This window comes from Culicoidibacter larvae (assembly GCF_005771635.1).
Classification (GTDB): Bacteria; Bacillota_I; Bacilli_A; order Culicoidibacterales; family Culicoidibacteraceae; genus Culicoidibacter; species Culicoidibacter larvae.
The window spans coordinates 42,219-64,863 of sequence record NZ_VBWP01000006.1; the positions used below are offsets into that span (position 1 = coordinate 42,219).

The 22,645-nt window shown below is 38.9% G+C and carries 22 protein-coding genes; 2 read left to right on the forward strand and 20 right to left on the reverse strand.

From position 1 onward, the window contains the following. From FEZ08_RS07720 to FEZ08_RS07810, 19 genes are all read right to left on the reverse strand, one after another. A complete protein-coding gene (locus FEZ08_RS07720) occupies window positions 1-1,029 on the reverse strand; it encodes a M42 family metallopeptidase (RefSeq protein ID WP_138191150.1) in 1,029 nt (342 codons plus the stop codon). A gap of 74 nt (window positions 1,030-1,103) precedes the next feature. Continuing rightward, window positions 1,104-1,832: a DNA alkylation repair protein gene (locus FEZ08_RS07725; protein ID WP_138191151.1), complete on the reverse strand. Its 729-nt coding sequence runs from the start codon at window positions 1,830-1,832 to the stop codon at window positions 1,104-1,106. Between the two features lie 19 nt (window positions 1,833-1,851). Next, complete coding sequence (locus FEZ08_RS07730; protein WP_138191152.1) at window positions 1,852-2,190, reverse strand: PTS sugar transporter subunit IIB; 339 nt, start codon at window positions 2,188-2,190, stop codon at window positions 1,852-1,854. A 198-nt stretch (window positions 2,191-2,388) separates the two neighbouring features. After that, the gene (locus FEZ08_RS07735; RefSeq protein ID WP_138191153.1) at window positions 2,389-3,477 is read right to left on the reverse strand and encodes a DUF871 domain-containing protein; all 1,089 of its coding nucleotides are present in this window, start codon (window positions 3,475-3,477) and stop codon (window positions 2,389-2,391) included. A 188-nt stretch (window positions 3,478-3,665) separates the two neighbouring features. Further along, window positions 3,666-5,030 carry a glycosyltransferase family 2 protein gene (locus tag FEZ08_RS07740; RefSeq protein WP_138191154.1) on the reverse strand — a complete coding sequence of 455 codons (1,365 nt, stop codon included), beginning with the start codon at window positions 5,028-5,030 and terminating at the stop codon, window positions 3,666-3,668. A gap of 193 nt (window positions 5,031-5,223) precedes the next feature. Beyond that, a complete protein-coding gene (locus FEZ08_RS07745) occupies window positions 5,224-5,781 on the reverse strand; it encodes a maltose acetyltransferase domain-containing protein (RefSeq protein WP_138191155.1) in 558 nt (185 codons plus the stop codon). A 108-nt stretch (window positions 5,782-5,889) separates the two neighbouring features. Beyond that, on the reverse strand, window positions 5,890-6,411 hold the full coding sequence (locus tag FEZ08_RS07750) for a DUF308 domain-containing protein (protein WP_138191156.1): 522 nt from the start codon (window positions 6,409-6,411) through the stop codon (window positions 5,890-5,892). A gap of 226 nt (window positions 6,412-6,637) precedes the next feature. Next, a complete protein-coding gene (locus tag FEZ08_RS07755) occupies window positions 6,638-7,381 on the reverse strand; it encodes a DeoR/GlpR family DNA-binding transcription regulator (protein WP_138191157.1) in 744 nt (247 codons plus the stop codon). Window positions 7,382-7,469: 88 nt separating this feature from the next. Further along, window positions 7,470-8,324, reverse strand: coding sequence for a carbohydrate ABC transporter permease (locus tag FEZ08_RS07760; RefSeq protein WP_138191158.1), 855 nt, complete (start codon window positions 8,322-8,324; stop codon window positions 7,470-7,472). Further along, window positions 8,314-9,195 (reverse strand): carbohydrate ABC transporter permease, encoded by an 882-nt coding sequence (locus FEZ08_RS07765; RefSeq protein WP_138191159.1) that lies wholly within the window; start codon window positions 9,193-9,195, stop codon window positions 8,314-8,316. The genes FEZ08_RS07760 and FEZ08_RS07765 overlap by 11 nt, the downstream gene beginning before the upstream one ends. A gap of 5 nt (window positions 9,196-9,200) precedes the next feature. Next, on the reverse strand, window positions 9,201-10,481 hold the full coding sequence (locus tag FEZ08_RS07770) for a sugar ABC transporter substrate-binding protein (protein WP_138191160.1): 1,281 nt from the start codon (window positions 10,479-10,481) through the stop codon (window positions 9,201-9,203). Between the two features lie 104 nt (window positions 10,482-10,585). Next, on the reverse strand, window positions 10,586-12,229 hold the full coding sequence (locus tag FEZ08_RS07775) for a phospho-sugar mutase (protein WP_138191161.1): 1,644 nt from the start codon (window positions 12,227-12,229) through the stop codon (window positions 10,586-10,588). Continuing rightward, window positions 12,219-13,148: a DUF1861 family protein gene (locus FEZ08_RS07780; protein WP_138191162.1), complete on the reverse strand. Its 930-nt coding sequence runs from the start codon at window positions 13,146-13,148 to the stop codon at window positions 12,219-12,221. Before FEZ08_RS07780 ends, FEZ08_RS07775 begins: the two co-directional genes overlap by 11 nt. A 12-nt stretch (window positions 13,149-13,160) precedes the next feature. Next, window positions 13,161-14,240 (reverse strand): glycoside hydrolase family 130 protein, encoded by a 1,080-nt coding sequence (locus tag FEZ08_RS07785; RefSeq protein WP_171014994.1) that lies wholly within the window; start codon window positions 14,238-14,240, stop codon window positions 13,161-13,163. Between the two features lie 158 nt (window positions 14,241-14,398). Further along, window positions 14,399-15,319 (reverse strand): helix-turn-helix domain-containing protein, encoded by a 921-nt coding sequence (locus FEZ08_RS07790; protein WP_138191164.1) that lies wholly within the window; start codon window positions 15,317-15,319, stop codon window positions 14,399-14,401. A gap of 168 nt (window positions 15,320-15,487) precedes the next feature. Next, window positions 15,488-16,681 carry a PTS transporter subunit EIIC gene (locus FEZ08_RS07795; RefSeq protein WP_138191165.1) on the reverse strand — a complete coding sequence of 398 codons (1,194 nt, stop codon included), beginning with the start codon at window positions 16,679-16,681 and terminating at the stop codon, window positions 15,488-15,490. 142 nt (window positions 16,682-16,823) lie between these two features. Continuing rightward, window positions 16,824-17,498 (reverse strand): MurR/RpiR family transcriptional regulator, encoded by a 675-nt coding sequence (locus FEZ08_RS07800; protein WP_138191166.1) that lies wholly within the window; start codon window positions 17,496-17,498, stop codon window positions 16,824-16,826. A 124-nt stretch (window positions 17,499-17,622) separates the two neighbouring features. Further along, window positions 17,623-19,032, reverse strand: coding sequence for a glycoside hydrolase family 1 protein (locus FEZ08_RS07805; protein ID WP_138191167.1), 1,410 nt, complete (start codon window positions 19,030-19,032; stop codon window positions 17,623-17,625). A 426-nt stretch (window positions 19,033-19,458) separates the two neighbouring features. Next, window positions 19,459-19,896: a hypothetical protein gene (locus FEZ08_RS07810; RefSeq protein ID WP_138191168.1), complete on the reverse strand. Its 438-nt coding sequence runs from the start codon at window positions 19,894-19,896 to the stop codon at window positions 19,459-19,461. 100 nt (window positions 19,897-19,996) lie between these two features. Here FEZ08_RS07810 and FEZ08_RS07815 point away from each other — a divergent pair, with 100 nt between their 5' ends. Both FEZ08_RS07815 and FEZ08_RS07820 read left to right on the forward strand, forming a co-directional pair. Then, a complete protein-coding gene (locus FEZ08_RS07815; RefSeq protein WP_138191169.1) occupies window positions 19,997-20,641 on the forward strand; it encodes a hypothetical protein in 645 nt (214 codons plus the stop codon). A gap of 9 nt (window positions 20,642-20,650) precedes the next feature. After that, window positions 20,651-21,316, forward strand: coding sequence for a hypothetical protein (locus FEZ08_RS07820; RefSeq protein ID WP_138191170.1), 666 nt, complete (start codon window positions 20,651-20,653; stop codon window positions 21,314-21,316). A 107-nt stretch (window positions 21,317-21,423) separates the two neighbouring features. On the opposite strand, the gene wecB is transcribed toward FEZ08_RS07820, so the two are convergent. Beyond that, window positions 21,424-22,536 carry a non-hydrolyzing UDP-N-acetylglucosamine 2-epimerase gene (gene wecB, locus FEZ08_RS07825; protein ID WP_138191171.1) on the reverse strand — a complete coding sequence of 371 codons (1,113 nt, stop codon included), beginning with the start codon at window positions 22,534-22,536 and terminating at the stop codon, window positions 21,424-21,426. Window positions 22,537-22,645: the final 109 nt, after the last annotated feature.

Sequence of the window (22,645 nt, forward strand, 5' to 3'; positions counted from 1 at the left end):
CTATTCAGCCAGATACGCTGCAAGTAATTGCAGCGTTGCATCAACCGCTTTATAATGGGTTCGTTCCATGCCATGGCTGGCATGAACTCCCGGACCAATTAATCCGCCGCGAATATCATTTCCTGCACTTAACGCCGCACTGGTATCACTACCATAATATGGATAGATATCTACCGCATAATTGAGTTTATCGCGCTTGGCAAGCGCGATAAACTTCGAGGTAATTGCATAGTCATAAGGACCACTGCTGTCTTTAGCGCAAATTGAAACATCGTACTCGGTACAATTTAAATCCAGTCCGATACAACCCATATCAACTGAAAGCAACTCATCAATTGCCATAGGTAAAGCTGCCATCCCATGACCAACTTCCTCGTAAGTTGAGAATAAACAAACCAAATTCTTATTTGGTTTCATATTGTTTATTTTAAAATGACGCAAAAGACTTAATAAAATAACGACTGATATCTTATCATCAATAAATCGCGACTTAATAAAATCATCTTCGGTAATTGAAAGCTTAGCATCGTAGCAAACAAAATCGCCGCTCATAATTCCTAAAGCTTCAACATCAGCCTTATTATGGACTTGCTTATCCAAACGTACCAGCATATGATCAATATCCCGACTCGCAGTCTTTGCCTCTGGATAGACATGAATTGCCGGATGTTCAGAAAGAATTGTGCCGGTATACACTTTCCCTTCACGTGTATAAACTTTACAATATTCACCATCTAAAGTAGGCACTAAAGGACCACCGATATTCGTGACTTTAAGCATTCCCTCAGCAGTAATTGAACGCACCATTAATCCTAAAGTATCAATATGTGCTGATAGTCCAACTGTCTCGGCAGTATTTTGACCAGCAACGAAAATATAGCCATTCCCTTTATTGGTATATTGCAACTCATAGCCGATTTCCGTAGCAATCTTTGCTACCTCCGCCATCGCCTGGGCAGTGAATCCCGACGGACTATCAATAGTAAATAAACGCTCTGCGGTTTCATAAACATAGTTTTTATCAAACATTGGCTCTCAAACTCCTTTTTTCTAATGGGTTTATTATAACATAAAAGACAGCGTCTGTATCCGCTGTCTTTTAATTACTTCTGTTTACGCATGCCATGTTTAATAATCCACGCTTGTGCTTTACTATTACTGGAATCTTGCCAGCTAGTAATTATTGCATCTGCCTTATCTGGCGCTTCCTTGTATAAATCATTCAGATTATTACCAACGCTCTTCTGCACAAACTTTTCCGAATCATCTTTAAGATTAGTAAGAATCTGTTTATATCGATCAAATTCATCTAAAGCAACCATTAACTTCGCCGACCAAGGCAAACGAATTCTAACCCCTTCACTGGCAAGCCGACGAACATGAACATTCTCATCCCTAGTCCAGACAATAAGTTCATCCATCACCGCTTCCGGTTGCTCTTTCAATAAAGGTCGAATAGCATATTCGCCGGTAAAGCGTTTGGTTAGCTCCTTTAAAAATGCTAGCGACACTTGCCAATCTGCAGTACCATATCGTTCCACATATCTGCCAATTGGCCAAAGCCACCACCCAAAGGTGAACATCCCTTCGGATCGATTCAATTCTGGACCTAGCAATCCATAAAAAGCTTGAATATTGTTTGAGTAATCATCACTCAAATATTTTTGCATCGCATCAACAATACAATCAAAACGAGCAAACAATTCTAGCTCATCCAACTGTCCAAGCAATTCATTACTAAAACCTGTCTTATCAAAACTCGGTTGCACAGCATGAATTTTCTGTGCGATATCCAAAATATATTGATCATCATAATAATCTTTATGCTTCATGTACCCTCACTCCAATATATTATTGTTGTCCACTATTTCGGTAATGATAATCAGCAATTGCAGCTAGAGCATCCTTTAATACTGCTTCACCATCCAACATACCAAAACGTTCCATGCTAATAGCAACAACCGGAATTGAATACTCAACTAAACTACAAACTTTTTCCAGCTGGTAACGCACTTGCGGTCCCAGTAAAACAATATCAGCATCTTGCCAGTGACTCGGCAGTTCACTCTCACCTATCGACAAAATTCTCAATTCACAATCATTCTGCTTATTCGTTGCCAGCATGCGCCGAACTAAAAAACTTGATGAAATGCCTGCGGTGCAGACCACCAGTATTTGATACCCATCCATAATCCATCATCCTCAAAAATAAGTAAGGGGCGGATTTTAACCATCCGCCCCTTTAACATCTATAATAACATTGATTAACACAGAATAAGCTGATTGAAAGCGTAGGAAGTTGTAAAAAAATGGGAGGGAGCGTATTTCGAAATACGTGACCGAGCAGTTTTTTGCAACTTTCTTAGATTGCAAACGCTTCTCAACAGTTTATTTCATGAAGCTGAATTTTTTCCAAGGAGTTACGTAATCAAGTAATACATGTTCGTAGATTGGAATATGGCCGATAACATTTTTACGACCATCATTTGGCATATCTTGTAAAACAATATGCACTTCTCCTTTATATTGCCCATAGTCTTCATTAACCATGATAATATCACCACGGTGCAAATCACGCGTGTTTCGCGCCGGAATTGATGCTTCTTTATAAATAACCCGTGGCATTGTAGATCGTGCCATGTAGTCTGACAAGTCGCCACGAACAAAATGATTGAAATCATAAAGGATTTCTTGTTCAACATCACTTAAATCAGTAATTTCTAACTCAATACCAAATGTTAATTTTGCTGGTTGTACTTTAGCAAGGGCAGCCATTTCTTCTTCACTTGCATAAGCATTAGCAATAATGACATCATCGACAACACCAGTAGCGAATAAATGACGCGCCTGCGCATCAATTGGTAATTCACGGTGCATTTCTAAAGTACAAAGTCCTTCATTAACTGGCCAAGGTCCATAAGTACCCTCAGTTTGTGAAGAAACAAAAGCTGCAACGCGCATACCTAAGTCTTTTAAGTTTTTGCTGCATTTATAGAACAAGTCAAAACCTAAACCACTATATTTTTGCGGATAGAAGTTATGACAAGCAATTAATTTACTTTTATCTGGTTCATAACTGAAAATATTATTTAAATACATACCAGGGTTACTAGCATTGACTTCAATTAATAATCCAGCCGGATTAAACGTCATCATCGCTTCTACTGATCCATTAAATCCTTCATCAAGACGGATTCCGGCAGCGCCGATTTCGCTGAAGAATGACAAATCATCATATGTAATACCTAAATCTTTAAATACTCTTGGCGCCACATCAACAATGACTTCAAATCCAAGACGATTGGCATGTTCAATAACATCTTTAAATTCTGCCTTAATTTCTGCCGCCGGTTTGGTTACTGACAACAGACAAGTAAAAATACGGCTAAAACCATACTTCGCAGCAAGACTAATATATTCTTTATCTTTTTCGGGTGTAGAATGTTCTGGATAAATTGAAATTCCTAAACAACTCATAGTGTTCTCTCCTTCATATATAAAAAATCAATTATACAATCTAATTGTAGCCTAAAAAGCAAAAATATGCTACCCTCTTTCAACTTATGGAATAAAATTGCAGAACGCCCTTGGCCACCGGCCCAGGGCGTTCTCAGCTTTCCCCACAAAAAAAGCACAATACCAAACGATATTGTGCTTAATAAGTCTTATTTTGTTACGAGCGAATCAATGTTCACTTGACTTCTATGCTCTGTTCGTACCCACTCACGGTTTTTGTAAGTAAGGATACCAGCAATATAGATACCGATGAATGTAAATGAGAACCACATCATCCCAAATAATATTTTAAAAATATTATAATTGGTTGTTACTATTGTATCTCGTTTCATCGCGAATTTTGCTAAGATTACTGAACCAATTGCCATAACCATCATCATTGCTGCAATCCAAACAATTTGTGTATTCCCTAACAAGCCGTTAATAACCATCAAGAACGGAGAAGCTCCGGCTATCAATGGTAACAAGGTATATACACCCGTATCTAATGCGTTCCAGTCACGTTTACCAGTCAATTTTTTAGAGTCTTTGAAACGACGCATTAATTGACCGAAATATTTACGGTGAATTGACCAGTGGCCACGTGCCCAACGTAAACGCTGAATAATTGATTGTTTAGCCTCAGTCGGTTTCTCATCGTATACCGCAGTAAAGTGATTCCATACCGAACGATAGCCTTCGCTAACACATTGTACTTGGAATTCAAAATCTTCAGTCAATGAATCAGCAGTCCAGCCAATTTCTTGCAAAGCAAGACGATCAACGGTAAATCCGGTTCCGCCGATTGCCGGTGTTAATCCTAAAGTATTCTTCGCATTTTGGAAGAAACGATTGGTTTGATAGTAACCAGCTGCATATCCGATTGAAACATATGAATCATCCGGGTTTTTACAGTCAAGGTATGCTTGAGATACTTTAATTGAATCATCTGATAAAAATTGTGAGTTCATTTCTGTAAAGAAGTTCGTCGCAACTAAGTTATCAGCATCAAAGAAAGCTACGTTATCATAATTATTGATAATACCGTCTAATTCTTTCAACGCATAGCGAATTCCGTAAGGTTTCCCTTTTGGTTCACCCGGAGGGCTAGTATGTTCAACGACTCCGGCACCATGTTCGCGGGCAATTTCAGCAGTCCGGTCATTGCAGTTATCTGCAATAACATAGATATCGAAAAGCTCACGCGGGTAATCCATATTATTATTTAAATTGTCTACAATTCCGGCAATAACTGATTCTTCATTATGCGCCGGCACTAACACCAAGAAACTTTTCTTTGGTGCTACGATTTCGTAGTTTCGTTTGATTTTCTTAAATCCAATTAATGTTAGCACAGCAATATATATCATAAACAGCAACATGAATGTATTTACTGCGTACATTGCCACATTAAATAATAAATTCAACCCATTTACTAATATCCAGCCGATAGATTGGAATGTTGTATCCGGGTTGGATAACACACCGACAATATCGCCTTTTACTCCACTTAATATAAACATTAATGAATACATAAGCAACTCTCCATTCTTGTACAATAAGACTAGAAAATAATTCTATTATTATGTATCACGTTATTCTATCTGTTCTAATCCTACTTAATTATAGTCAGAGCCAATATCATTGTCAAATATCATTTTTGTAAGTTTAGCCCTTTTCAAACCTTATATAGTATACCCGAAAAGTGAGTGTTTGTATATAGATTTGCTACTTATTATCGATATGTTTGATAATTTTTGCCGGATTTCCCGCGATGACCACGTCATCGGGAAAATCTTTAGTTACTACCGAACCCGATCCAATAACTACATTGTTGCCGATATGCACACCGGGTAAAATACTCACATGACCACCAACCCAAACACTCTCGCCAAGGGTTACCGGGCTGCCGAACTCAATACCACTATTACGTTCGACCGCATTTAATGGATGCCCGGCCGTGTAAATATGCACGCCAGGTCCAAACATACAGTTATCACCGATATGTACCTCACACACATCGAGAATTACACAATCAAAGTTTGCATAGAAATTTTTACCAAAATAAATATTACTGCCATAGTCACAACGGAAATTAGGTTCAATTGTACCACCATCATAACTACCAAACAATTCAGTCAGTACTGCAACCCGTTCCTGCTTAGCATCAGGCATCGAATGATTAAATTTATGCAACAGCATTCTTGCGTGCATTCGTTCTTCACGCAATTGTTTATCACCAGCGTCATAGGGAAGTCCGGCCAGCATTTTTTCTTTCTCAGTCATACGTCCACTCCTTTTTCCTAATTATACCTCAATATGCTGTTGCTTTCTATCTTTATGGTATAAAAATAACCCTGGCGCGAGTTGCTCGCGCCAGGGTTGCTGTTCTTCCTAAACGCTAGGCGCTTGCGGAATAAATATTTGCATTAATTTTGATACTGCCAGGAACATGAATGCTAAAGCAATTGTCCAGAAGTATACGCCCAATGCGAAGGTAACATCGAAGAATCCCCAAATACTTAAAAGAATTACGATAACATTTAAGATAATTGAGAATACTGCCCATCCGCCTTTAATTTGGCTAGCAACAACAATTTGAGTAATTGATGTCATAATGAACCAGAATAACAATGTGTACACAAGAATTAATGTTCCGGTAATTGGGTTAGCAAACAATAAGACAAGTCCTAAAATAACCCCTAAAATACCACTGAAAATAATTACGCCGCGTCCAGGAACACCTTTTAAGCCAAACGATTGAATCAAAGCTGCAATTCCTGAAACTAATAAGGCTGCTCCGGCAAAGTATACCAACAAGATATCAGTAATCCCTGGCCATGCAATCGCTGCAATTGCGATGATAAAAAAGATAGCTGCTTCAACTCCAAGAAGCACTTTTGATTGAGTTTTCATATAATCAAACCTTTCCTCTAGTGTGGTCTTTCGTTCACAAATTAATTATATCATTTTCCTTATTACTGTAAACTGATTCACATTTATTTTTTACAGCCTAATTCCATAATAATCAGAACTTTACCATTATATCACGTAATTATTTTTGTTAAATAAAAAAAGTTCGAAATTTCGAACTTTTTCATTATTATTGACATTTGAGAAATAATTGTCAAAATTTATTTGATTAATTGCATATAATAATATTATCAAATTGCTCGTAAACATCATCAGTAATAGCATCGGTTACTACTGAGGCTTGATTGAAATCAGCGAACTTACAGAATGATACCGCATCAAATTTTGAGTTATCTACCAAAACATAAGCAAGTTTGGAGTGAGTGATGGCGTGTTCCTTAACAATTGATTCATCCGGATCAGCATTTGTAAAGCCAAAGCTATGACTGGCTCCGTTAGCACCGATAAAACATTTGTCAAACAGAAATCCGTCTATAGTCTTAATTGTCATAGGACCGATTGCTGCCTGAGTCGATGACTTAATTTCACCGCCGACAAAGAAGCAAGGAATATTGTGCGCCAGTAATTCCTGCATCTGGGTTATACCATTAGTAAACACCTGCAGATTATGCACTGAGCTTAAATAGCTTACCATCATATGTGTAGTTGTCCCGGCATCAATAAAGATTCTATCATTATCACTAACTAGGCTCGCAGCCTTGCGGCCAATTGCCTGCTTCTCCTCAGCATGAATCATCGTCCGCTGAATCAATGGCACTTCACGTCTGGTATCTACCAGCCGCGCCGCGCCGCCATGCAGACGTTCGATTTCACCGGCATCCTCAAGATACTTCAAATCACGCCGGATTGTCGGCTCAGAAACGCCCGAGCGCTCAACAATGTCATCTAAATATATATACTCCTGCTCTTTCAGCAAATCAAGAATCATTTTTCTGCGTTTATAAGGAATCATCTATTTTCCTCCATTCATTCACTCATTCACTCATTCACATATTACTATACCATGATTTTACCAAAATATACATATAGTGTTAATAGTTTTATTTGGTAACGTAATTCATACCTTCCGAGAAATTCTTACTGAAGATAATGAATAAGATTAAAATCGGTACTGTCAGCAACACCGCACCTGCATATAATGGTCCGGGGAAACTGCCGTATGGACCTTTCATGGTTGCGAGCAACACATTTAAGGTCATTAAGTTCTCACTCTTAACAATGATCATATCCCAGAGCAACTCGCCCCAACGTTCCATAAATAAGAAGAGAAACAGTATTGTTGTGATTGACTTGGTCATTGGAAAAACAATTCTAAAGACTACCTGCCACTCACTGGCACCATCCATACGGGCAGCTTCTAAAACCTCGTCCGGAATCGTACGATAGAAGTTTACATACATAAATATTGCCCAAGCACTGATTATCTTAGGAATAATCATCCCAAAATAAGTATTATTCATACCTAAAAACTTAGAAACCATAAATGTCGGTACCAGCAAAATAACTGCCGGGAAGAACATTTGAAACAGAATAAAATTATTGACCAGTTTACTGCCGCGGAAACGCAATTTAGTAATTGCATAACCAAGCAACATGGCTAAGCCTAACGACAACAAAGTTGTCGTTAATGAAACAATGATACTGTTAGCAAATGCATTCAGCCAAGGTCGCGGCATACCGGTATTACCACCGGTTAGCAAGAAATCAAATGAGCGCAAAGTAAATTCACTCGGAAAAACAACTTTATCAACTTGATCCCAAGGAGCTAATGATTGTAACACCATATAGATATAAGGAAAGATTGCTACGATTAAAAAGACACTTGCCCAGATAACCAGTAAAGTTTTCCCTAATCTTTTCTTTTTAGGTTTTAGGGTCAATGTACTACCAGCCATATCGCGCACCCCATTTCTTGAGTAACTTTTGTATTGCCAATAATGAAATAAAGATAACAACAGCATTCAATATTGCCACCGCTGCTCCGTATCCAGAGTTTGACCGCACAAACGATTCATTAAATACGGTTAATTGCCAAGTATTGGTTGCCATATCCGGACCACCACCGGTCAGCATATATGGTTCGGTAAAGATACCGAAACAAAGGCCAACTGATAAGGTAGTAATTGTAAATAATGCCGGATAAATCATCGGTAAAATTATACTGAATATCTTTTTAACCGGACCAACACCATCAATTTTAGCGGCATCGTGAACATCACGCTCAATACTTTCCAAACTTGAAAGCAGGAACAATGAATAGTAACCAACCATTTTCCAAACAATCATGGCTACGATAACGCCGGTCGCTAAAGCGGCGTTAGTATTAATATCCAAAGTAATACCCCAATTTGCCCGCAACAACTCATTTAGCGGACTATTATACGATAATAATCCCCGCACAACAAATGAAATTGCTACGCCTGAGGAGATATAAGGTACAAAGAATGCTACTGAGAAAACCGGCTTCACTTTGCGTGGCAAGTGATAAATCGTGTACGCCAATACAAACGAAATAACAACTACCAGTGGTACTATCAGAATTGCAAATTTATATGCGTTAAAGAACGCTGCTTGTACTTCCGGGCTAAAAATCGCTTTAGCAAAATTCTCTATCCCGACGATATCGAATTTTGGCGACATGAGATTCCAGTTGGTTATAGACAAAAAGAATGCCCAAAACAATGGAATTAAAAAGAAGAGTGTTCCTAAAATTAAGTAAGGGCTGGAAAAAATCCAGCCGATTACATTTCTGCTTTTTGTTTTCATAATAATTACTCTGCTAATGTTGTTGCAAGTTCTGCTTTAATAGCATTCCAAGTATCAGCAGGACTGATGTTCTCAGTCACCATTTTTTGCATATGGGTACCGATAACTTCTTGGATTGTTGCCATATTAGGATTACTCATTGCCGGGATTGCATTAGGAACTTGCTCTGCAAATTTTTTGTTAATTGGGTTTTCATCAAAATAACTTTGGAAAGTTGCATTTGTAGAAAGATCATCACGTGCTGGAATCAAGTCAGTCATTTTTAAGAAATCCAGATCATTTTGCTCAGTTAAAGTAAATGCCAGAAAATCCATCATACCGCTAATTTGTTCATCGCTTGCGCCTTGATAGAAGACAATACCTTTGGTATCCGCAAATGTGTATTGACCGGCACCATCTTTAGTTGGTGGCATTGTAAAGTCATAATTAACACCAGCTTTTAAATCAGGGAATTTTTCCTTAATATTTGGTAACGCCCATGGTCCGGTTGCAAATCCGGCAGTTACTCCGCTTTCAGCAGCATCCGGAGTTTCAACAGTTAATAAACCATTTGATTTTTGACCGAGCGTAGCAATTAAAGTTAACGCATCAATTGCTGCTGCATCATCAGCAACAAGGGTATTTCCTTCAATAAAAGCTTTCCCTTCACTCGCTGCTTCATAGTAGTTCATAAAATCGAACCAACGTTCCCACCAGTCAGCAGGACGTGAAATTTTATAGTCATACAATGCAAATTTATCTTGACCACTTGCAGCAATCTTATCAGCAATTGCATAAACTTCATCATATGTAGTTGGCATTTCATTAATACCTAATTCTTTCAACATGTCTACCCGCCACATGTTAAGCACTGGATTTGAGAATAATGGAACAACATATTGCTTACCGTCAATCTCCCAGCCTTTAATAACATCGCTCATATTACGTTGTTCAACTAAAGCTTTAAATTGAGCATTGTTTGATAAATCAAGAATTGCTTCACTATCAGCTAACTGAGCAGCAAAACCACGTTGAATGTTTTCAGATGCTACCGGTGCTTCACCACTGGCAATAGCATTCTGAATTCCTGCCTCTGAACTTGGTGATTCAGGCATTTGCTGAACCTCAATTTTCAAAGTAGGATTTGTCGCATTATAACTTTCGGCCATTTTGGTCCAAAATGCTAATTGCTGGTTGTTTGGCGCCGTCCAGAACGTAATGGTATCTGAGCTTGTATTCCCGCCACAAGCAGTCAATAAGGCTCCGAGAATCACGACAACCATCATTGTACTAAAAATCTTTTTCATTTTGTTCACTCCTTATTTTTGGAAACGTTTACAATTTAATTATAAAACGTTTTCTTTTTTTGTCAACATATTTTGATAAAATATGATAATAATTGATAAAAATGTTAAAAATTTAGAACGCTTGTTGCAAAATCAGTCAATTCTGCTAAGCGCTTCTTACTTTCAATATTTGTGGCCCCTTGCACCGCAAAGTACAATTTAATTTGTGGCTCAGTACCACTTGGGCGAATACAAAACCAAGAACCATCACTAAAATAAAACTTCAGCACCTGTGCTTTAGGAAGCGTCAATACTTGCTCCCTCGCCTCTGTTAACTGATACTGGCGCGATGTTTGATAATCATTTTTCATAACAATACCATTAGCTAAAAGCAGTTCTGCCGGTAACGCATCAAAAATCTGATATATCTCCTGTACTCTTGCCGTTGACACCTGCAAATTCCATAAATCCTCAAGGTAAAAGCCAAACTCCGCGTAAAGCTGTTCAAGTCGATCAACCAAAGTGAACCCCTGCCGCTTGTAAAACGCCGCCATCTCAGCAACAACAGCACACATCTGAACGGCATCCTTGTCAAAAACGAAATCACCAAGCAAGTAGCCAAAACTCTCTTCATAACCAAAAACAAATTGCTTTGGATTTTCTTGATGGGCAAACGCACCAATATATTTAAAACCGGTTAAGGTCTCGTGAACAACCAGCCCGCCCTTGCGAGCAACGGCAGCCCCGAAATCCGAAGTAACAATCGTCTTGACCACAGTGCCATCATCTACACCATGTTGCAATAAATAATCAACCACTAGCGCGCCAAGCTGATTCCCGCTTAACAACTGGTAACTGCCTTGATATCGAACTCCGGCACCCAGCCGATCAGCATCCGGATCGGTAGTCAGCAACACATCCAGTTGCAGACGCTCGCCATATTCCAATAACTGTTCAAATGCCTGCGGATTCTCCGGATTCGCCGACTTCGTCGCCGAAAACTGCTCATCGCTTGGCATCTGCTCTGCAACATAAGTCACATTAGTAAAACCACACTCAGCAAAAACTCGTGGAACTATGCTGCCACCAGTCCCATGCTGCGGTGAGTAACCAATACTGACTTTGGCATAATCATCACGGTATTGCGGATGCAACAATCGCTCAACTTGCGCAATGTAGGCAGCCACACATGCCTCTGGCACCGGCTGCGCCGTTGTCTCAGCATATTGATACTCCTGCAACGTAGCGCCAACTGTCTCAATAAACGGCAGCAAGCTTTCTACTTCATCCGGCAATAACTGAGCACCGAAATTATTATATAGTTTATAGCCATTATACTCCTTAGGATTATGCGACGCAGTAATCATAATACCGGCATCAGCTTCTAAATACCGAACTGCAAATGACAATAACGGCGTTGGCATTAAAATTTCAAAGCAAAATACCTCAATACCTTGCGCCATCAGTATTTGTGCACTCAAACTCGCAAATTCCTTTGACATATAGCGATTATCATAGGCAATAACCACACGGCTTCCAGCCGAGTTAGCTAGTAACCACTTAGCAACACCCAAAGTTAATTTGGATACCGTGAATCGGTTCAACCGATTCGGACCAATACCAATTAACCCGCGGGCACCACCGGTGCCAAAACCGAGCTCGCCGGCAAATGCATCAATCAGTTCAGCCTCACTGTACTGATTGATTTGACTTTTCTCCTCAGTAGTTAGCAGCTCAGCATTTTTCCAAATTTCAATTTCATTGTTCATTCGTCAATCGCCCCTTTACAAAAGGGTCACTGATAATAACCCGGCCGGCTTCAGCATCGCTCAAACCGCAATACACCTGCATGACACCATCAAACAAATGCATGCCGCCTGGGAAAACAACATCAATTAAATCCGGCCGCTTGCTTGCTCCGGCAGGTAAATCAGAACGCTCAAAAATCATTTTTACATTGCTCACTGTCATAGTTGTAAAATCAAATACGAAAGTAAATGGGTAATAATGACGTTCGCCCTGCTCACCAAAACATGCACAATGACCTAACACCGCAATTGAAGTGTCACCAAGAAAGTGAGCATCATTAACGCCACCCCATTCATCGGCAACAAACAAACCATCAATAAGTGGCGCCTGGGCAACCAAATCAGCACTCAACTCATGCCAATCAGTAATTGTCACAAATCCAATTTGACCACGACCACCATACTCGCCTTGCGGCCGGGTAAACACACCAATGCGCGCACCCAAGTCAACAAAGCGAATATCTTTCATTCCATTAGGCCCTACAAACAATGGCTTCAAATCAGCAAGCGACGCCCCGCCATAAACAACCGTCCGCCACCAAAGCGCACCCGGTTGCTGAGGGTGTTCAAAAATCTCAACCCCGCCCAAAATCAATTGGTCGCGAACCACATGCACAAACGGATCCTGTAGCCTAAATTCCGGCGCATCACTCACTAAAGTACAAACCGTGTCATTGACCTCAAAGAAACGAACGGTCGAGTCTTCGCTATCACGGGGCTCAACTCGCCCGGCAAGCAACTGACGGCCACCATCGATAAACGGCTTGCTGATATTATACACATCAAAACCGTCGACACCAATAAATTGCAGTTTATCAGCAGTTATAGAAAAATTATTTTTACGATACTCATCACGTAGTTCCAAGCATGTCTTTATCATAATATCCGTCCTTTATACACCTAGTTCGGCAAACAAGTCATCAAGCTTGATTGTTGCCAGTGCCATATTTTCATCAGCAACACCATAATACACATACAGCATATCATCTTGAAGGTAACCACCACAAGTAAATACTACCCCGCCAAAGAATCCGGCAGTTTCATATTCAAGTTCTGGTTCCAGAATTGGTTTCTCGCTCTTAGCAATAATTTTCAGCGGATCATTTTTATCCAATAAAAATGCCCCTAAGCAATATCGATTGCTGATATCTGCGGCATGGTAAATGAACAACCAGCCCTTTTCAGTTTCGATTGGATGGAAACCACCGCCGATTCGGCCGGTTTCCCAACCGTCTTTCTGCACACTATAGAAAAACTTTTGATTGCCCCAGTGCAACATATCGTTTGACTCTGCCAGCCAGATGTTTGGCGTACCGATGCCTTCCGGTGCCGGACGGTTGAATGCTAAATATTTACCATTCACTTTTCGCGGGAAGAAACAAACATTGCGATTCTCCGGTGCAAATATCAATCCATGTTTTTCATAAGTAACAAAGTCTTTAGTGGTCGCTAACATTGTCGCAACTCCTAAAGGTGATACTGCTGTATAGTTAATATAGTAAATACCATCTAAGTAAGTCAGCCGTGGATCTTCACAACCCCAAGCTTCATATTCAGTAGTAGGTTCAATAAATGGCTTTTCTTCAATATCAAAATGAATACCATCTTTACTACGAGCAACCCGTAAATGTGAAAGTGATGAAAGATATACGACTGCAAGACCATCACGTGCGCTAGGTGCTTCAACAACCCGAGGATCATCAAAGTTATATCCTGCCGCTTTTAATTCTGGAACATTTAGGTCTTTACGCACCATTTGATATACACCATCAACTGGTTCATACACCGGTACCGATAAAACATTGGCATCATCATTAATAAACTTCTCGGCAACGCGAATCAAAAGTACAGTTTCATCACCAACTTGAGCTGCTGCGGAGTTGAAAGCACAGATTACCTCAGTATCAGGGCGACTAGGCTTTACATCATCAATTGTAATAATTGGATTTTCAGGGATTCTGTTCAAAGACATTATAAATCCACCTTTCTAAAACGTTTTCAATCAAATTTTATCATTTATTTTCATTAATTTCAATCTATAAATGATAATTAATAAAAAAATAAGCCATTTTATGAAAAAATGGCTTATCCTGTTTCAATTAATAAAAGTATATCTTGATTTAATCACTATCATTGTGCTGATGGCGGTTTAATCGGCACTATGTAATCAATTGCTACTCGCTTCCCTTGATTGAGTGGCTTACTATAACGCTCATGTGTATACACTTCACACCAATAAAAATGCGCATGATCAATTTCCCTGTCAGTTTTCTCAACAGCTTCAGTAATCAGTAAATAGGCGGATTCAAGAATCTCCCCTAAATTATTACCTTCAATCTGTATTTGCACAGTCAACCCCTTTGGTATCTGCTTCACAAATAATCCTTCCGGTATTTCTGTATCAGGCTTTACAAAATCACCAATAATAATGTTGAAGTGCAACATGTCTTTAAAGTTATACATCAATCCTATACCATCATTAGCAGCAATATCATCGCAACATTTGGAATCAGCTAATGTATTTAATTTTGGAATTGTATCACTCTCAAAAAAATCACGCCATACCTTACCGCCGTCTTGAAATGAGGTTTCCTGATGCAACCCTACCATTAAACGCTCGGGTACTTCTTTATAAATAATCTTCTTTACTTCCGCCATTATTCGCTTACCTCCAATAAATCTCATATCTGAGAAATTAATTGAAAAATACTCATTTAGCTCAGCAGTGCTTTTCTTTGCTTCAGTTGGCGTAATACCATGATGTTCCTTGAACGCCCGGGTAAATGCCGAATGTGACTGAAAGCCATATTTTAAAGCCGCATCCAGTGCAGAAATATCACTATTCCGCAAGTCATATCCAGCTAAGGTCAAACGGCGCTTTCGTACATAATCAGACATACTTACTCCCGATACAAAGATAAATATCCGCTGAAACAATGACGCCGGACTTAAAGTAATTTTTGATATTTCATTGTAATCAATCTCGGATCCATTAATGATACATGTTTCAAGATAAAGAATAACTTCATCAAATGCTTTACTGCTTTTCATATAAATACCTCCCATACATAATATTCTAAAGGATTTATAAAACTTTACTTGACATTAGGTGTACAAATTTCGCACAAATACGAACTCACCCCTACTGATAGCCATATGTTATATGAATTCTAACATAACCAGTAAATAAATCAAAATTATGATGGGAGGCTTTGTAGTTTATTCAGTTTCCTCCAATAACGTCTTTTTTTCAAAACGTTTGAAGAATGGCAAATAAATCAAGACACTTACGATAACTAAAACAAGTTGTAAGATAATCCCGCTTACCCCGGAAACCAACCAGCCGCTTAAAAAGACTGGCGTAATCCAGGGAATAAATACACCGCTGGTCAATTGTACCAAACCAAAGTACATCACCAAATAGCTGATAAGCGCACATATCGGCGTTGCAATCAGCCACGGAATAAATAACAACGGATTCAATACAATCGGTAATCCAAAAATAACTGGTTCATTGATATTAAACAGTCCTGCCGGAAGCACCCCAAAGCCAAATTGTTGCAAACGTTTCGAACGCGAGGTTAATAAAAGTAATACCAGTGGCAAGGTTGATCCTGAACCACCCATCTGTAAAAATACTTCCTTAAACTGTTTAGTAATAATGAATACCGGCTCCATACCTTGCATTCCGAGTTGCAGATTCTCTAGCGATAAACTATACCAAAGCGGATCAGCAATCATGCTAATAACCGTATTGCCATGAATACCAAAGAACCACAACAACTGGCCAAATCCCTCTAGGAGAATGAAAACAACAATATTATTGCCAACGAGATAGAGACTTTGTTGCAAAACCCCGAGCCCAAATGCTGGCGCCCACGCCAGCGTTTGGGCCAAAAATTTATACAAAAGAAAAAACAGCAACAGCAATAATACATAAAGCAGCAAATCAAGAATTGTCCCCCAGACTCCTGGCGGAATAACTGTATTTGGTAATTTTACTTCAAGCTTTTTACGAATCAGTTGTAAACCTTGAAATAGCTTAGTTGCTAATATTGCCAGCAGCACTGCGATAATCAATTGGTTAACCATGTAGTTAGGGTACATGAAAATAAGATACGCACTGCCGCTGATTAGCATTGCCGGTAAAAATTCTAAATCCAGGCTGCGACTATAATAGTAGACAACCCCAAGACAGGCAATAATATTAATGCCGGCGCTGATTAGGATAATGATTTCTTGGTAGAATGGAATAAGTTCGCTGAGCAACGGGGTTAAGATTACCAGTAAGGAATATATAACCAAACCGGGAGTCAGCTTGATAAACATATCTTTGATTGCAATCAGCGCTTTATTGTTTTGAATATATTGACTGATTGGCAAGACTAGATTCTCAATTTTCTGTATGACCATCACCTCATTCAACCTATTGAAAAGCGCTCGCTATCTATGCAAATAATAAAAATTTGCTCACTCACGTATGTCTATATACGCTCCCTCCCAAATTTTCATTATTTCCTACAATATCAATCGCTTTCAAATAGCTTGTGCTACGTTATAACTCTTTCAAGTTAATGAGAATTTTTTGGATGATGACAAAAATCGGAAAAAGATTTTCACGATCGAATGAGTTTTGGCTGCGGTATTCACTAAAGTCAAAACCGATTGCCGCCTGAGCTGTTTGCGCCAAAGTTGAATCAAGTTTAGTAATCGCAAATGATTCTTGGGTTAATTCTTGCATTGCCGTGCTCAAAATATCATTTTCACCTGAGTTGCTGATACAAACTAATAAATCACGATCATGCAATAATTTTTTTAATTCCGCAAATTCATATTCGTCATGAACCGCATAAGCAAAATACCCCAGATTAATGAGCTGCCGCGCAAGATAACTAGATGCAATCCGTGTTGCCTGGGTTGAAAGAATAATAATTCGTTCACTGACGATAATCATGCGCAATATTTGTTGTAATTGCGAAACATCAATTGTCTGAAATAATTCGTCAACCTGGACCGATAACAATTCTTGTTCATCGTGCTGTTCATTAATTTCCATTGCATACTTTAAATGCGAAAATGAGCGATAACCAAGTTTGTTGCAAACCCGGTAAATCGCTGAACGACTGACAAATAGCTCCTTGGCAATCTGCTCTGCTGATTTGTTATTGATATCACTATGCAGCAAGAAACGTGCAATCATCGCTTCGTTTTTATTTAAATCCTTTTTCATTTTGTCAAAGCCCACTTTCTGTCTCGGCAATATCTATGATACGCTCGTAAACGTTCCACTTTTATTAAGCATACCACAAACATCGCCAAGCAGAAATATTATTTATATTATTCGAACCCTGCTTCTACTCAAATTCAGGTTTGAGCTCTTCAAAACCATTGTTCGCAATAACCTCTTTAATCCAATAACCTGACTTTTTAATAGTCCGGTTTCTGGTTTTTAAATCCAATGACACATAGCCATAACGATTTTTATAAGCATTGGTCCATGACCAGTTATCAACAAATGTCCATAAATGGTAGCCTTGGCAATTTGAACCTTCTTGAATCGCTTTATTGAGCCACTGCAAATGCTCCTGAATAAACTCGATGCGGTAATCATCGCAAATCATACCGGTCTCATCTTTAAAACGGTCTTCGTCATGAACGCCCATACCATTTTCCGAAACATACCACTTTATATTGCCATACTCATTTTTGACTCGCATAGCAATATCGTATATCGTTTTAGGATAAATTTCCCAGCCGCGATGCACATTCATGCGGCGATTCGGCATTTCATAATTATCGAAATACCAGTCCGGCATAAAAACATCATTGATGTTCGGCAACCGTGCGGGTGCCTTCACCCGTTGCGGTTGATAATAATTGATCCCAATAAAATCAACTGTATTATTTTTGATAAGCTCCAATTCTTCTGAAGTATATTCAAAATTACAGTTGTGCTTTTCAAGTAACTCGAGATATTGATCGGCATATTCGCCTTTCACACATGGATCCATGAAAATACGATTTGTAAATAAATCGAAAACTTCAGCAGCCAATAAATCACCACTATTTTGCGAACGTGGAATCGGCGGCAGTAAATCAACCACAATCCCGATTTCACCATCAAGGTTCAACTTATGATAAGCCTCAACGCTGCCGGCATGAGCCAACAAAATATTATAGTTAGCTTGCGTGTATGAACGAGTATTGACTTCATTCGGATAAATAAAGTCATACAGGTACGCTCCTTTTGCATGAGCAACCGGTTCATTAAAGGTTATCCAGCGCTTCACCCGGTCACCAAACAATGTAAATGCGGTTGTTGCAAACTTAACAAAAAGTTCAGCGACATGTTTATTCTTGAAGCCACCGTATTCGTGCTCCAAAGCAATTGGCGTATCAAAGTGGAATAAATTCATCACCGGTTCAACACCGGCCGCAATCATTTCATTAATATAATCATTGTAAAAAGCCACTGCTTTTTCGTCAGGTTCTCCGGTTTCCAAATCCTTAATCAATCTTGACCATTGAATTGAAGTTCGGAATGACTTGAGTCCCAACTCCTTCATAATCGCAACATCCTCTTTATAACGATGATAACTATCACAAGTTATTTTTGGACCGACTTGTTGATAAAACCGTTCAGGATCTTTGGCATACCAATACTCCCATAAAGATTCATGGGGTTTATCAGCAGAACCTTCACTTTGCGGACCGCTCGAGGCTGTTCCCCAATCAAAATCAGCACTAAATTCTATTTTAGCCATAATACTAACACCTCCATATTAATGGTAGCATGCCAGCCTCTGGACTTTTGTCAATTAATGCGGACAATTGTCCAAAGTTCATTTTATCTAATTGATTATTTATTTTGGGCACAAAAAAACTACCGGGGAGGTAACCCGGTAGCTCAAAACGTTGCAATTGCAACTGTTTTTTTATATATAAGAGGATATATATGAAAAAGTTTTTTTATTTTTAAGGATTTATATTATTAAAAGTTTTATTTATCAAAATCTTTCTGTTGACTCGTATCAAATCACCTCGTTTGTTTTGGTATGGTTTTAGTATAGCCTACTTATATGTTGTTGAATTGTTCACTATGTGTTGTTTGTGTGTGAAATGGCTTACATGATTGTTATGAAGAAAAAAGAAGCGTGCTTACGACAATCGTAAGCACGCTTCTACTCATATTAGATTCTGCGAATATAGTACATTTTATTGCGGAATACTGTATATTGCAAAGCCATCATTACACCGATAACAATTACCAGCCAAAGCAGCATTAAGACTAGCGCTATTGTAAAATTACGAGCGGCAGTGCCAATAATTATTGCAACAATGAAACCTACAATCATAGCGATAAAAGTAATTACATTAGAAATAACAATATATGCCATATCAATGCCGGTTTGTAATTGGATAGTTTCCTCTTCGGCAATCTCAAATTCAAATACCGGTGATTTAAGTTTATCCATATTTACTTGCAATTCATGTTTACCTGGTAAGAATTGATATGCTTTGGTTTGATTATTTGCAATCTTATCTAAAAATTGGCCATTCGCGTCAATTTTAAAATTTCTCGCCAGTCCGAACCAATTCCACGATCTTTTAATAACTACAGTTGCCATTTGACTACCCCTTTTTATATATTATTCGTTACCATCGTATCATATTTGACCAACTTTTTGTGATAAAATTTGATATACTATTTTATGAGGAGCTGATTATATGCAAAAAAATGTTGACCGTATCGAACATAAATTTTTACAGATTTTCCCCGAAGGATTATCAGGTGATGATTGGAACAATGCCGGCAAACGCCATAATCCCGATAAAATTTTTGAAATATTTCAAACTGAATTAACTAAAGAAGCTCTGGAACTGACTTTGGATTCTGGCGATTACGAGGAAACGATTGATGCCATTACTGCTGCGGTTCGCCGGGTATCGGTAATCAGTGTTTTTGAAAAATTTGCTTTTAAAAATTATATTGCTCATCAGGAAATTCATGGACCCTTTCTGGAAGCACTTTATCAATTTATGTATAACTTTAACGAAGAAAGCTTTGATGGCTTAGTTTCAGTCTTACTACGTTATCGTCATGAGAAGAATACGAATCCGGCAAAATGGCCGGTAGTATCATTCTTCAAAGCCTATGCCGACCCGGATAATTATGTTTTTGTAAAACCCAATACCGTAAAAGGTGAAGCTCGGGTTATGGAATGGGATATTCAATATAAAAGCATGCCTAACTACCAAACATATATGCAAGTAATGGAAATGGTGAAAGCTTTTAGAAAACATTCTACTTTATGCCAAAATGAGAACTTAATGATTACTCAGGCTGTTATGTTCTGTGCTCTTGAATTGTAGGTGCTGTTGATGTTTGCCAAACAAGTTCAATTAATTGAAAATCTATTTTTAGAACAGTATCCTGACGGCTTTGAAGATGAACTCTGGCTTGCTGGGGAGAAAAGCTATAAACCAGAACAAATGATTACTAATATCAATCAACAACTCAGTAAAGAAGAACTTGAGCTTACTCTTGAGTCTGGTGATTATCAGGAAGCGATTGATAACACCCTTCATTTAGTACGACAATCTAAAGTAATCAGTGTCTTTGAAAAACTGGCATTTCAAAATTTTGTTGAACATCAGGAAATTCATGAACAGTTCTTAAACGCACTCTATAATTTCATGTATGACTACAACGAAGAAAATTTTGATAACTTTATCATGACATTATTGAGCTATCGTCATGAAAGAAACAGCAAACCAACTAAATGGACTGTTGTTTCATTCTTTAAAGCCTACCAAGACCCGCAAAATTATATTTTTGTAAAGCCAACAACAATGAAGGGTATCGCTAAAATTCTAGACTGGGATATTCAATATAAAAGCATGCCTAACTACCAAACCTATCAGCATATCCTTGCAATGATTCGCGCCTTTCAAGCTGAATCAAGCCTCTGCCGCAATGCTGATATGCGCGAGACTCAAGGTGTGATTTATACAGCGCTGCGTGGCTTGGCTCTTAACCAAGACTGAGCAAGTACTCCGACACGGAGTTAGTACCTTTGGGTGTGGGGTGCTCTAGCTGTTTTAAAGGACAGATAAAACCCGAACGCACGGTAAAGTGCGCTCGGGTTCTTTTTTTATTTATCAGAGAAATATTCCTCGATAATGGCTGCAATACGCTCACTCGCGTGACCGTCGCCATACGGGTTTGAAGCCGTTGCCATTGACTGATACACAGCAGGATCATCTAATAGTTCAGTAATCAACTGATAGATTGTTGCCTCATCAGTGCCTGCCAGTTTTAAAGTACCGGCAGCAACCCCTTCCGGACGTTCGGTCGTATCACGCATAACCAAGACCGGAACACCAAGTGATGGTGCTTCTTCTTGAATGCCGCCTGAATCAGTCAGAATAATATTAGCGTGATTAAGGAAGTTATGGAAATCAATAACTTCCAATGGATTGATTAATCGGATACGGTCATGATCACCAAGTTCTTCTTGAGCCGCAGCTTGTACCAATGGATTTAAATGCACCGGATAAATTACCTTTACATCATCATGTTCTTCAACAACACGACGAATTGCACGGAACATATGGCGCATTGGTTCACCTAAATTTTCCCGGCGATGAGCGGTCAATAAAATTAAACGACTGCCATCTGCCCACTTCAGCATTTCGTGTTCATAGTCATCGCTGACAGTCGTTTGCAGGGCATCGATCGCGGTATTACCGGTCACATAAATATGGTCAGTATTTTTGCCTTCGCTTACTAAATTTGCTTTTGCCGTTTCAGTAGGCGCAAAATGCAAGGTAGCTATAATGCCGGCAGCCTGACGGTTGAATTCTTCCGGAAATGGTGAATAAATATTATGGGTACGCAATCCCGCTTCAACATGCCCTACCGGTATTTGTTGGTAGAACGCTGCCAACGCCGTAGCAAATGTTGTTGTTGTATCACCATGCACCAACACGATATCAGGATGTTCTTGTTCAAGAACATCCTTCATGCCGCATAAAACATTGCTGGTAACATCATACAAAGTTTGCTGATCTTTCATCACTGAAAGATCGTGATCGGGAACAATCGCAAATACTTCCAAAACTTGATCCAGCATTTGCCGGTGTTGACCAGTTACACAAACAATCGGCTCAATCGCCTCATGTTTCTTTAATTCCAGCACTAATGGTGCCATCTTTATTGCTTCCGGTCTGGTTCCGAACGACAATAGAACTTTAATTTTCTTCATAGTTATTCCTCAACTTTCAAAAAAATAAGAGGCTGAAATTATCACCCTCTCGTTTTATATGTTTTCTCTTTTCGGTATCAAACTTATCGTAATTTTTTTACAATATTTT

Bases quoted from the DNA above. Each gene is read 5' to 3' on its own strand.
- FEZ08_RS07720 (WP_138191150.1), bottom strand. From the start codon at position 1,029: ATGTTTGATAAAAACTATGTTTATGAAACCGCAGAGCGTTTATTTACT.
- FEZ08_RS07725 (WP_138191151.1), bottom strand. From the start codon at position 1,832: ATGAAGCATAAAGATTATTATGATGATCAATATATTTTGGATATCGCA.
- FEZ08_RS07730 (WP_138191152.1), bottom strand. From the start codon at position 2,190: ATGGATGGGTATCAAATACTGGTGGTCTGCACCGCAGGCATTTCATCA.
- FEZ08_RS07735 (WP_138191153.1), bottom strand. From the start codon at position 3,477: ATGAGTTGTTTAGGAATTTCAATTTATCCAGAACATTCTACACCCGAA.
- FEZ08_RS07740 (WP_138191154.1), bottom strand. From the start codon at position 5,030: ATGTATTCATTAATGTTTATATTAAGTGGAGTAAAAGGCGATATTGTC.
- FEZ08_RS07745 (WP_138191155.1), bottom strand. From the start codon at position 5,781: ATGACTGAGAAAGAAAAAATGCTGGCCGGACTTCCCTATGACGCTGGT.
- FEZ08_RS07750 (WP_138191156.1), bottom strand. From the start codon at position 6,411: ATGAAAACTCAATCAAAAGTGCTTCTTGGAGTTGAAGCAGCTATCTTT.
- FEZ08_RS07755 (WP_138191157.1), bottom strand. From the start codon at position 7,381: ATGATTCCTTATAAACGCAGAAAAATGATTCTTGATTTGCTGAAAGAG.
- FEZ08_RS07760 (WP_138191158.1), bottom strand. From the start codon at position 8,324: ATGGCTGGTAGTACATTGACCCTAAAACCTAAAAAGAAAAGATTAGGG.
- FEZ08_RS07765 (WP_138191159.1), bottom strand. From the start codon at position 9,195: ATGAAAACAAAAAGCAGAAATGTAATCGGCTGGATTTTTTCCAGCCCT.
- FEZ08_RS07770 (WP_138191160.1), bottom strand. From the start codon at position 10,481: ATGAAAAAGATTTTTAGTACAATGATGGTTGTCGTGATTCTCGGAGCC.
- FEZ08_RS07775 (WP_138191161.1), bottom strand. From the start codon at position 12,229: ATGAACAATGAAATTGAAATTTGGAAAAATGCTGAGCTGCTAACTACT.
- FEZ08_RS07780 (WP_138191162.1), bottom strand. From the start codon at position 13,148: ATGATAAAGACATGCTTGGAACTACGTGATGAGTATCGTAAAAATAAT.
- FEZ08_RS07785 (WP_171014994.1), bottom strand. From the start codon at position 14,240: ATGTCTTTGAACAGAATCCCTGAAAATCCAATTATTACAATTGATGAT.
- FEZ08_RS07790 (WP_138191164.1), bottom strand. From the start codon at position 15,319: ATGAAAAGCAGTAAAGCATTTGATGAAGTTATTCTTTATCTTGAAACA.
- FEZ08_RS07795 (WP_138191165.1), bottom strand. From the start codon at position 16,681: ATGGTCATACAGAAAATTGAGAATCTAGTCTTGCCAATCAGTCAATAT.
- FEZ08_RS07800 (WP_138191166.1), bottom strand. From the start codon at position 17,498: ATGAAAAAGGATTTAAATAAAAACGAAGCGATGATTGCACGTTTCTTG.
- FEZ08_RS07805 (WP_138191167.1), bottom strand. From the start codon at position 19,032: ATGGCTAAAATAGAATTTAGTGCTGATTTTGATTGGGGAACAGCCTCG.
- FEZ08_RS07810 (WP_138191168.1), bottom strand. From the start codon at position 19,896: ATGGCAACTGTAGTTATTAAAAGATCGTGGAATTGGTTCGGACTGGCG.
- FEZ08_RS07815 (WP_138191169.1), top strand. From the start codon at position 19,997: ATGCAAAAAAATGTTGACCGTATCGAACATAAATTTTTACAGATTTTC.
- FEZ08_RS07820 (WP_138191170.1), top strand. From the start codon at position 20,651: ATGTTTGCCAAACAAGTTCAATTAATTGAAAATCTATTTTTAGAACAG.
- wecB (WP_138191171.1), bottom strand. From the start codon at position 22,536: ATGAAGAAAATTAAAGTTCTATTGTCGTTCGGAACCAGACCGGAAGCA.